Source organism: Roseobacter sp., from assembly GCF_024639605.1.
GTDB lineage: Bacteria > Pseudomonadota > Alphaproteobacteria > Rhodobacterales > Rhodobacteraceae > Roseobacter.
The window spans coordinates 2,478-13,066 of sequence record NZ_JAHEHZ010000099.1 but is presented as its reverse complement, the minus strand read 5'-3'; the positions used below and the strand labels follow the sequence as shown (position 1 = coordinate 13,066).

Here is a 10,589-nt window from a genome sequence, read left to right as displayed (position 1 = left end):
GGTGACGAGCGCGGTTTTTCCTGAAAGTGTCTGTTCCATCATATCCTCCTCAGCGGGCCAGCCAGCCGCCATCCACCGTCACCACGCTACCGTGGCAATAGGCGGCGGCGTCCGATGCCAGAAAAACGGCGGCCCCTGCGATTTCCGACGGCTCGGCAAACCGCCCAGCCGGGATGCGTTCCAGCAATGCTCTTGAGCGGTCCGGATCATCCCTGAGCGCCTGGGTGTTGTCCGTCGCGGTGTAGCCCGGCGCGATGGCGTTGACGTTGACACCCTTGCCCGCCCACTCGTTGCAGAGCGCGCGCGTCAGACCAACGGCGGCGTGTTTGCTCGAGGCATAGGCAGGCACCATCAGGCCGCCCTGCGCGCCCAGCACCGAAGCCACGATCACGATCTTTCCGGAGCCCTGATCCACCATGTGACGCCCCGCCGCCTGGCTGAGCAGCCAAACGCTGTCGAGGTTGACCGACAAAACGCGCCGCCAGTCCTCGAACGGCATATCAACCGATGGCTCGCGGTGAATGATGCCAGCGTTGTTCACCAGAATATCAAGACCGCCAAGCGCGTCCCGGGCAAAGCCAACCACGTCTGCGGCAGCCGCCGCATCCATGCCGTCAAAGTCAGCTTTCACCGCTGCGGCTTTCACACCGAGGGCTTCGAGCTCTGCAAGCGTTTCTTCGGGCGCGTGGCTGCGATAGGTCAGCGCCACGTCGGCACCGGCGGCGGCAAGGCCGAGGGCAATGCCCTCGCCGATGCCGGTTGCACCGCCCGTGACAAGCGCGCGGCGCCCGGTCAGATCAAAGGGTCCGGACATGATCAGTACCTGTTGGCAATGGGCAGTTCTTCAGCCGGGAAGAGACTGATCACCTCGCAGCCGGTTTCCGTGACCACGACTTCTTCCTCAATCCGCGCTGCTGAATATCCGTCCGTCGCGGGACAATAGGTCTCAAGCGCAAAGACCATCCCCGTCTTAATCTCCATCGGATGATCCAGGCTGACCGCGCGGCTGATGATCGGTCGTTCATGCAGCGCAAGACCCAGCCCGTGACCGAACTGCAGGCCAAAGGCCGCATCCTCATTGGGGAACCCCAGGCTTTCGGCTGTGGGCCAGACCTCCGCCACCTTATCGGTTGAAACGCCCGGCTTGATCATCGAAATCGAGGCATCGATCCATTCGCGCGCTTTCACATAGGCGTCATTCTGCGACGGTGTCGCGCGGCCCACGTTGAAGGTCCGGTAATAGCAGGTCCGGTACCCCTGATAGCTTTGCAGGATATCAAAAAATGCCTGGTCTCCGGGGCGTATCAGCCTGTCGGTGAAGTTGTGCGGATGCGGGTTACAGCGCTCGCCGGATATGGCGTTAATCGCTTCGACATCGTCCGAGCCCATCTCGTAAAGCATCTTGTTCGACATGGCGACGATATCGTTTTCGCGCACGCCCGGTTTCAGCTCTTCATAGATCATATGATAGACACCATCGACCATGGCAGCCGCCTGGGTCAGAAGCTGGATTTCGTCCCAGTTCTTGATCTCACGCGCCGCCAGCATGATCTGCTGGCCGTCGATGACATTGATGCCTTCTTCCTGAAGCGCATGGAACATGGCGGTTTCGGCGTAATCGACCCCCACCGGCATGTCAGCCATCCCCGCGTCCTTGATCAGCTGAGCGATCATTTTGGCGTATTTCTTCATCAGGCCGAATTCGGGCGGAATGGTCCCGCGCATGCCGACGACACCTGCAAGACAGTGATCAGGCTCCAGCCAGTCTGAATAGCGCTTGTGATGCACGGCCGCCGAGCCGAAATCCCAGACATAAGGAGAATCGTCACCCGTCAGCAGACAGAAACGGCACATCTTGTCCCGTTCCCATTCGCCGATCTTGGTGGCGGAGACATAGCGGATGTTGTTCACATCAAAGAGCAGCAGCGTGCCGGCACCAGAGGCCTGCAGAGACTGTCGCGTCCGGGCAAGGCGGTAGCGGCGCAGCCGGTCGTGGTCGATCCGGCGTTCGAAATCCACTGACATATGGCCCCAGGCAGGCAGCTTTTCGCGCCACTCCCAGTTGGGTTCCAGATCCTGCGGCGTGAGCAAATTCGGCATAAGAGCGCGTGACATGATATTTTCCTTTCAGGTGCGACGGGGCGCACCGGTGATTACATTGAGAAGTGTGTGAAGGACGGGAGGCTTACTGAATGCACCAGCCGCCATCGATGTGGATCATCTGGCCGGTCATGTAGTCGCTGTCGCCGGAGGCCAGAAAGGCCGCGGTGCCGCGTACATCCTCCGGATAGGACACGCGTTTGATCTGCAGTGCATCGCGCACGATATCGTCATAGGCCTGGCCTGCGCGCTCCTTGAAACCGATGTCGACAAGATCTTTGTCAAGCTGCTCCCAGAGCGGCGTGACCACAACGCCCGGCGCATATCCGTTGACGGTGATGTTGTGCTCAGACAGCGCCAGCGCACCGCAGTGGGTCAGCGCGAGACACCCATACTTCGAGGTGCAGTAGACGGTCACATCCACCAGCGGCTTGCGCGACGCGATAGAGCCCACGTTGATGATTTTATACGGGTAATCGCGTTTACCCTGGGCGATCATCTGCTTTGCGGTCTCCTGCATGCCGAGCCACATCGCCTTGGTATTCACGTTCATAATGAGGTCCCAGTTGTCCTCGTCGATGTCCATGAAGAACCGCGGCTTGTTCAGACCCGCGTTGAAGAGCCCGACGTTGATCTCGCCAAAGGCATCCACGACGGCGGCCACGGCGGCGGCATTATCCTCGCGCTTTGTGACATCCATTTTCACCGCGATCGCCTTGCCGTTACCGGCGTCATTGATGCGCGCGGCCACCGCCTCGGCTTCTTCCAGGTTGAGATCACCAAGGCAGACATTCGCCCCCTGTGCGGCGAAGTGTTCGGCATTTGCCGCCCCCATGCCGCGCGCGGCGCCGGTGATCAGCACGTTCTTTCCCTTCAGACGTTCGATGTCCATTTTCTTTCCTCCCTTTAGTGTCTTCAGTTCGGTTTCAGCAGTGCATCCGCGCGTTCCTGTGCGCGGATCAAAGCGGTCTGCGGGCTGTGAACGCCGCGCAGCATGTCGTGAAATTCCTCGCCGCAGATCCGGACAAGTCCGGTGATTTCTGGCACCGGCGGGCGGGGCCAGAACTGCAGCTCATCGCGCCAGGACATGCCGTCAACCGCTTCGAAAACCGTCGAGGCGCGCCGCACCTCCGGGTCAGCGGCAACGGAATACCGCGGGTTCGTGCGGCTACCGTTCTGCACGTAAAGTTTCTGCGCCTCAGGTGACGTGAAAACCGTAAGAGCCTCGACCGCCGCCGCCAGCCTGTCTTCAGAAAGGTTCGCCGGGATGCCCATGACATAGCCTCCGACAGGGGCCACGGTGCGCGCACCGGGCCCGGCAGGGTGCGGCAGATAACCGGTATTGCCATAGGCGGGCGATGTCTCGTCGCTTTCAAAGTAAGGCGCAATCAGGGTGTACCCAAAGGCCATCGCGACCTTGCCCGCCGCATAGGGACGCACCCGCTCGTACCAGCTCATCGAAAGAATGTCGGGCGGCGAATAATTCAGAAGCTCCATCAGGTATTCCGCCGCCTGCAAACCGGCGGGTGTGTCGATGGTGGCGCGATAGCTGCGTTTGTGCAGCTGACCGGTGTCAAACCCGCCCGCAACCCCGGGCAGATCCAGAACCGGCTGTCCGAAATCCGCAAACGCCATCAGCACCGTATGGCCAAGCGCCGTGCCGCGCGCCGCATTCCACGCGATACCGTAAAACCCCTTGCGCGGATTGTGCAGCGCGCTGGCGGCATCAAGCAGGCCGTCGGTTGTGGTCGGCGGCTCCAGACCGAACTGCGCAAACACGTCCCGGCGGTAAAACAACAGCTCAGGCGTGGTCTGGGCAGGCACGCCGTAAGCCCGCCCGCCCCAGTGCGCGGCCTTCCAGCCGGCGGTGTGAAAATCGGCCGGATCCAGCCGCGACACCGACATGGCATCCTCCAGCGGCATCAGCACATTCTGTTCAGCGAACTCACCGATCCAGGGCAGATCAACAGCGATGATGTCGTACCGGCTGGTCTGCCGCTCCGCATTGCGCAGCGCCTCCTGACGCAGACGGTCAATGGAGAAGGCGCGCTGGTTGATGCGCGCGCCGATCACCTGTTCAAACTGCCGCTTGAGCTGATCCATCACCATAAAAGTCGGATCGCCATGCACCAGAACCCGCAGACCGCCGGGTACCTTGATCGATTCCGGCAACACGCTCAGCGGCGGTATTGAAATCGCATCCGAATAGCTGCCGCCATAGTAATAGTCCTCGGTATTCTGCGCCGCGTTTGCACCGGCAAACCGGACCTCTGATATGCGCCGCAACCGTCCCGAGATCTGGCTCCACTGCGCCAGCAGTTTCTCACTGGGGTGCACGGAAAAGCTTTTGCCGGTCGAAGTCCGGGGCCGTTGCTCGATCAGACCTGCATACATCATCTTTTTCAGACGCCGGGTGCCGGTGGCATAGGGTACATGGCTGGCATCAATCAGAGAGGTCGGAGTCACAATGCGCGCCTCGAAATGTCCTTTGAGCAGCTGCAGCGCCATGCGCAGGACCGGATCAGGCGCCACCAGTTCCATCCCGCCTTCCAGCTCGTCGCTCATCTCTTCGACAAAGCTCAGGATATCCAGCGCATCAGGGCTCGCGGCCTGGCCGGCGGTCCGTGTCTGCATATCCCGTGCGAGAGCGTCCATCTGGTCCTTGCTGTCCGGTTGACGGGAGCGCAGACGATCGCGACGCAGCCCTGTTCGGGTGGATGGTTTATCGGCAGTATTCATTGAGTGCCCCCAGAATGTTCAGAATGATCACCTGAACGTATCGCAGAATTATCCATATTGGATGGAATTATATTCATATTGGACTTTTTTGATGCAGGGCAGACCGGCTTTATCCGGCATGCTGTGTTTGATCGCATCTGGTCCGTGTTGTAACGCGGCCGATGCTGAGCACACTGGGGCGGGACAGCCTCAGAATTATGAACCGGGAGGAGACCCAAATGACACTTCGTACGATACTCGCTGCGACAACCGCCGTGGCCGGACTTGCAGGTGCGGCCCACGCCGAAACCTATAAAATCGGCATCACGCAAAACAATGTCGGCGTCGACAGCTACCAGACCACCTATGAACAGGCGTTCATTGCCGCCGCCGAGGCGAACGATAACGTAGAGACCGTGGTGCTGGACGCCGGCGGCGACGTGGCGCGGCAGATCGCGCAGATGGAAGATCTGATCCAGCAGGAAGTCGATGCCATCATTATCTGGCCAACCAATGGTGAGGCCGTGATCCCCGCCGTGCGCAAAGCGTCCCAGGCCGATATTCCGGTCATCGTGACCAACTCCAACATCGCAGAGGCGGGCTTTGACTTTGTGGCCTCCTTCTCCGGTCCGGACAACATCACCCAGGGCTCTCGTTCGGCTGAAATCATGTGCGACAAGTTCAAGGATATGGGCATCGCCGATGAGGCGCGGGTCGTTCAGATCAGCGGCCAGCCCGGCTACACCACGGCCATCGAACGCGCCAAGGGCTTTGAGGACCGCCTGCCCGAGGTCTGCCCGAATGTGACCCTCGTAGAGACACAGCCCGGCGACTGGAACCGCGAGAAATCACAGCAGGTGATGGAAGCCTTCCTCGTCAAATATGATGACATCGACGGCGTCTATGCCGGTGACGACAACATGGGCGTCGGCGCCCTGAACGCGGCCAAAGCGGCCGGCCGCGAAGGGATCATCTTCGTGGGTGCGACCAACTTCTCCGTCGGCTACGAGGCGATGGGTGAAGGCAGCTACTGGGGCTCAATCTATCAGTCTCCGGTGGATGACGCCGAAGCGGCCCTGCAAACGGCCATCGACGTTCTCAGCGGCAAGGAAGTGCCTTTCCTGAACTACTTCGACACGCCGAAGATTACCCAGGACAACATGGGTGAGTTCACCAAACCGGTGTTCTGACCCCCTCCCTCGTGCGGAGCGTGACGGTGTCACGCTCCGCACGATTGTTTGTGAAACAGGCTCTGCGGGAGGAAGAAGATGGGACGTGTTTCAGGTCGTGTCTGTATCGTGACCGGTGCCGCGCGCGGGATCGGACGTGCGATCGGCGAGGCGCTGCTTGATGAAGGTGCCAGTGTCTGTTTTGCCGACATCGACACCGAAAAAGCAGCCGATGTGGCCGAACATAACAGGCAACATCCGGACCGCGACGCGGCCCGTGTGACATCGGCCCATGTGGATGTCACGCAGCGCGATACCGTTCGCGCCTTAATCGCTCATACGGTTGAGACATTCGGACGGCTTGATGTCAAATTCAACAATGCCGGCGTCAACAAACCCATGAACTTCATGGATGTGACCGAAGAGAACTGGAATTTCATCATGGGCATCAACGCGCTGGGGTGCATGATCGGCACGCAGGAGGCCGCCCGGCAGATGATCGCACAGGGCGGTGGCGGCAAGATCATCAACACCGCCTCCATCGCGAGCCGCCAGGGATTTGACAACGTCGCCCCCTATTGTGCCTCTAAATGGGCAGTGGTCTCGCTCACGCAATCCGGTGCGCGCGACCTGGCCAGACATGGTATCACGGTGACGGGGTTCGCCCCCGGCGTGGTAGCAACTGAAATGTGGGAACAGGTCGATCAGGACCTGCTGGAGATCGGTGCCGCCGAACGACCGGGTCAGGCGATGGAGGAGTTTTCGTCACAGATCCTGAAAGGCCGCGTGGCAAATCCCGGGGACATCACAGGAACCACCACATTTCTGGCCTCGAAAGACAGCGACTACATGACCGGCCAGATAGTAATGATCGACGGAGGCATGACACTGGTCTGACCTGCGCGCTCATCCTGAGCCCGTATGTGAGGTTGTCGACCTGAGGGAGGGGACAATGGCAACAATGACGAAACAGAACATCGGGAATATTCTGGCCAAACAGGGTATTCTGGTGGCGTTTGCGCTCTTTATCATCGCGTTCACCATCGCCAATCCGAAATTCCTGTCCGTGGACAATATGTTCAGCGTGGTGCGCTCTTCGGCCATTCTGGGGGTCATGGCGCTCGGGGTGACCTTTGTGGTCATCAGCGGCAATCTTGACCTTTCCGTGGGCTCGATGATGTCATTCTCGACGATTGTGGTGCTGGATCTGCACGACCAGATCGGCCCGCTGCTGGCCATTCCGGCCATGTTCGCCATGACCATCGCGCTGGGGGCCTTCATCGGGTTCCTGGTCGGCTATCTCAAACTCAATTCACTGATTGTGACGCTGGGCATGTTGTCTGCGATCCACGGGCTGACCCTCACCTATTCGGGCGGCAAAAACATGGACATCGCCGACAAGGACGGCACCTGGTTCAGCGTCTTTGGCCAGGGCACAGCTCTTGGCATTCCGGTGCCAATTCTGATCTTCATCGCACTTGCCGCAGTGCTGGGTCTCGTACTCGGCAAAACGGCCTTCGGACGCAAGGTTTATGCCGTCGGCGGCAATGGCACCGCCGCGACCTTCTCAGGCATCCGGCGCGCCCGCACGGTATTCCTGTGCTACATCATGTCGTCGGCTTGTGTGGCAACCGCCGGTCTTATTCAGGCCAGCCGGTCTCTGGGGTCACAGAACACCGTGGGCCAGGGGCTGGAGCTGGAGGTTCTGGCGGCGGTCATTCTTGGTGGCGCATCCCTAATGGGCGGCTCCGGTACGATCTTCAAAACGGTGGTCGGCGTCCTGATCCTCGGCTTCATTCAGAACGGGCTTCTTTTGCTCGGTCTGCAGTTCTACGTCCAGTTCGTCGTGACCTGGGTCATCATCATCCTTGCAGTCTGGCTCGATATCGCAGCCAAGCGCGGCAGGCTCTGGTCACCGATCGCGTAAGGGGAGGAAAATCATGCAACCCGGAGCACTGTCTGACGCGCTTAAAAAGGGGGCCATCTGGGGCTTCATCGTGCTGGAACTGATCTTTTTCAGCGTCGCCGGTGAATACCTCGCCCTCTCCGACAAAGCCTTTATGGATTACGAAAACATGCTGCTGCTCCTTAAGCAGTCAGCTCCCATCGGCATCATCGCAATCGGCATGACCATCGTGATGATCAACGGCAACATCGATCTCAGCGTGGGCGCGACCTATGCGATTGCCGCGATCATTCTGCTGGACAGCATGACATGGACCGTTTTCGCCGGTCTTGGCGACTGGGTGATCCCGGTGTCCTGGTTGCTGGCTCTGGCGGTTGGTACCTTTCTGGGAGCGCTGAACGGGCTGATCGTCTGGAAAACAGGTGTCGATGCCTTCATCGTGACGCTGGGCTCGATGCTCGGGTATCGCGGCATCGTCTTTATGTTCAACGGCGAAAACCCGACCAGCCACCTCAACTGGACGCTGGTCGATTTCGCCGAGGCGCAGTTTCTGGGCTTTCACACGGCCACCTGGTTTCTCGCAATCGTCACGGTGATCATCTGGTTTGTGATGACCCGCACGGTGCACGGGCGAAACGCCTATGCCATCGGTGACAACCGCGAGGCCGCCGTGAATGCGGGTATACGCGTCGGCCCTCATGTGATGATCAACTTCGCGGTCATCGGGTTTTTGGCCGCCCTGTCCGCAGTGGTCTTTTATTCGGAATCCGGTTCGGTCAACCCGAATGACGGACAGCTTTACGAGCTCTGGGTGATCACAGCCGTCGTTCTCGGTGGCACCAAGATCACCGGCGGCGCAGGCAGCGTCATCGGCACAATCGGCGGCGTTATCGCAATCCAGTTACTGCGTAAGGGGCTAGGTCACATCGGGGCGGACACATCGACCGTGAACCTTGTGATCGGTCTCATTCTGATCGCGGTGCTCGTGCTGGACCGCCAGCTCAATGTCAAAGGCAAAGAGGAGTTGAAGGTATGACCGATCCGGTTCTGCGTCTCGAAGGCATCGTAAAAACCTTTCCCGGTGTGCGCGCGCTCGATGGTGTGTCCTTCTCGGTCATGCCGGGCGAAGTGCACGCGCTGATGGGTGAAAACGGTGCCGGGAAATCCACGCTGATGAAGGTGCTGGGCGGCATACACCAGCCCGACGAAGGCAAGATCTACGTCGGCGATACGCCTGCGGTGATGTCCGGTCCGCTGGAGGCCAAGGCAAAGGGCATCGTCTTCATCCATCAGGAGCTCAGTCTCGCAACCGAGCTGTCCGTGGCCGAAAACATCTATCTCGGCGAACTGCCCCGCAGCAGTTTCGGGCGCGTGGACTGGTCTGAGCTTTATGCCAGAACGGATGCGATCCTGAAAAAACTTAACGTGGGCTTTAATGCCCGCACCCGCGTGGGCACGCTGTCCATCGCCAACCAGCAGATGGTTGAGATTGCCCGCGCCCTCACCGTGGACGCCAAGGCGGTGATCTTCGATGAGCCGACCGCTTCTCTGACGGATGCCGAAAAAGTCGTGCTCTTTGACGTGATCTCGGATCTGCAGGCCAGCGGCGTGGGCATCATCTACATCTCGCACCGCATGGAAGAGATTTTCAAAATCACCGACCGGATCAGCGTGCTGCGCGACGGACAGTATCAGGGCACCGTGAACACGGCCGATACCGACGAGGAGAAAGTCACGCAGATGATGATCGGGCGCAAGCTCGACCTCAGCCGCAATGCCGCACACCACGAACTGGGCAAAGTGGCCCTTGAAGTGCGCGGGCTGACCTGTGGCGGAATGTACGAGGACATCAGCTTCCAGATCCGGCGCGGTGAGGTCGTGGGGTTTTACGGCCTCGTCGGCGCGGGCCGGACCGAAATTGCCGAAACGCTTTTCGGTCTGCGCGACCCGTCGGCGGGCCAGATCCTGCTCGACGGCGAAGAGGTACGGATCTCCTCACCCACCGACGCTATCGCCAAAGGCATCAGCCTGGTGCCCGAAGACCGCAAGGGGCAGGGCCTCGTGCTGGGTATGAACTGTCGTGACAACATGACCCTGCCGCAGGTCGATGACCTCAAGGCCGGGCCTTTTGTGGCGGAAGGGGCCGAAGTGGCGATCTTTGATCAGTACCGCGACAAGCTCGACATCCGCACACCCGGCTGGAAACAGCAGGTCGGCAATCTGTCGGGCGGTAACCAGCAGAAGATCGTCATCGGTAAATGGCTGTCGATGCACCCTAATGTACTGATCGTGGATGAGCCGACGCGTGGTATCGACGTGGGCAGTAAATCCGAGATCCACAAGCTGCTGCGCGCACTGGCAGCCCAGGGCTATGCGGTCATGGTGATCAGCTCGGAGATGCCCGAAGTGCTGCATGTATCCGACCGCATCGTGGCGATGTATTCGGGCAAAATCATGCGCACCTTTACCTCCGAGGAGGTCACCGAAGACAGCCTGATCCAGGCGATTTCAGGGCTTGGCGGAGAACGCGCCGCCTGACCCTGAGCCCCGCTGCAGAACATCCCGATTGGAGGCAACATGAAACTTCTTCGCTATGGCGCTCCGGGCGCCGAGAAACCCGGTGTGCTCGACGCTGCAGGACGTGTCCGCGACCTCTCCGCGCTGGTGCCGGACATATCCGGTGACACCCTGCGGCC

Annotated in this window: 9 protein-coding genes and 1 pseudogene; 6 read left to right on the top strand and 4 right to left on the bottom strand. The window is 60.0% G+C overall.

Going from position 1 to position 10,589, the window contains the following annotated elements; genetic code table 11:
- Positions 1-49: 49 nt before the first annotated feature.
- The 4 genes from Q0M35_RS12910 to Q0M35_RS12895 all read right to left on the bottom strand — a co-directional run bounded on the left by Q0M35_RS12910 (position 50) and on the right by Q0M35_RS12895 (position 4,734).
- Entirely contained in the window at positions 50-814 is a 765-nt protein-coding gene (locus Q0M35_RS12910; RefSeq protein WP_295315922.1) for an SDR family oxidoreductase, read from the bottom strand.
- Between the two features lie 2 nt (positions 815-816).
- Positions 817-2,115 carry a Xaa-Pro peptidase family protein gene (locus tag Q0M35_RS12905; protein WP_295315920.1) on the bottom strand — a complete coding sequence of 433 codons (1,299 nt, stop codon included), beginning with the start codon at positions 2,113-2,115 and terminating at the stop codon, positions 817-819.
- Positions 2,116-2,185: 70 nt separating this feature from the next.
- A complete protein-coding gene (locus Q0M35_RS12900) occupies positions 2,186-2,992 on the bottom strand; it encodes an SDR family oxidoreductase (protein ID WP_295315918.1) in 807 nt (268 codons plus the stop codon).
- A gap of 23 nt (positions 2,993-3,015) precedes the next feature.
- On the bottom strand, positions 3,016-4,734 hold the full coding sequence (locus tag Q0M35_RS12895) for an extracellular solute-binding protein (protein ID WP_295315924.1): 1,719 nt from the start codon (positions 4,732-4,734) through the stop codon (positions 3,016-3,018).
- Between the two features lie 323 nt (positions 4,735-5,057).
- Between Q0M35_RS12895 and Q0M35_RS12890 the strand changes: the two genes are divergently transcribed.
- From Q0M35_RS12890 to Q0M35_RS12865, 6 genes and pseudogenes are all read left to right on the top strand, one after another.
- Positions 5,058-6,008, top strand: coding sequence for a sugar ABC transporter substrate-binding protein (locus Q0M35_RS12890; RefSeq protein WP_295315916.1), 951 nt, complete (start codon positions 5,058-5,060; stop codon positions 6,006-6,008).
- Between the two features lie 78 nt (positions 6,009-6,086).
- Positions 6,087-6,884, top strand: a complete 798-nt coding sequence (locus Q0M35_RS12885; protein ID WP_295315914.1) for an SDR family oxidoreductase — start codon at positions 6,087-6,089, stop codon at positions 6,882-6,884.
- Between the two features lie 55 nt (positions 6,885-6,939).
- Positions 6,940-7,914, top strand: coding sequence for an ABC transporter permease (locus Q0M35_RS12880; RefSeq protein ID WP_295315912.1), 975 nt, complete (start codon positions 6,940-6,942; stop codon positions 7,912-7,914).
- Between the two features lie 13 nt (positions 7,915-7,927).
- Positions 7,928-8,929 (top strand): ABC transporter permease, encoded by a 1,002-nt coding sequence (locus Q0M35_RS12875; protein WP_295315910.1) that lies wholly within the window; start codon positions 7,928-7,930, stop codon positions 8,927-8,929.
- Positions 8,926-10,431 carry a sugar ABC transporter ATP-binding protein gene (locus Q0M35_RS12870; RefSeq protein ID WP_295315909.1) on the top strand — a complete coding sequence of 502 codons (1,506 nt, stop codon included), beginning with the start codon at positions 8,926-8,928 and terminating at the stop codon, positions 10,429-10,431. The genes Q0M35_RS12875 and Q0M35_RS12870 overlap by 4 nt, the downstream gene beginning before the upstream one ends.
- 39 nt (positions 10,432-10,470) lie before the next feature.
- Positions 10,471-10,589: pseudogene (locus Q0M35_RS12865) on the top strand (ureidoglycolate lyase); the annotation flags it as partial.